This window comes from Pseudomonas sp. HY2-MNA-CIBAN-0224, from assembly GCF_040310285.1.
Lineage (GTDB): Bacteria > Pseudomonadota > Gammaproteobacteria > Pseudomonadales > Pseudomonadaceae > Aquipseudomonas > Aquipseudomonas helleri.
Genome location: NZ_JBEOPQ010000970.1, coordinates 1 through 230 on the forward strand (window position 1 = coordinate 1; position 230 = coordinate 230).

The 230-nt window shown below is 47.4% G+C and carries 1 protein-coding gene; it reads right to left on the reverse strand.

The genetic code is table 11. From position 1 onward, the window contains the following. The coding region (locus tag AAEZ03_RS29130; RefSeq protein ID WP_350583497.1) for an ABC transporter permease subunit at nucleotides 1-230 on the reverse strand (230 nt) is incomplete at both ends.

Consider the following 230-nt stretch of genomic DNA (forward strand, 5'->3'; position numbering starts at 1 on the left):
TAGCACCCCTGAGATAATCCCAGGCGTGGTCAATGGTAGCACCACGTGCCAAAAGGTCTGCGTTTTTGAAGCGCCCAAATCCTGCGAAGCGAGTAGCATATCATTACGCAAATCGGTAAATACCGCATATAACGGTAATACCATAAACGGGAATAACAAATACGTTAAGCCGGCTATCACCGCGCCTTGGGTGTATAAAATATCAATAGGGGCATCGATGACGCCTATCG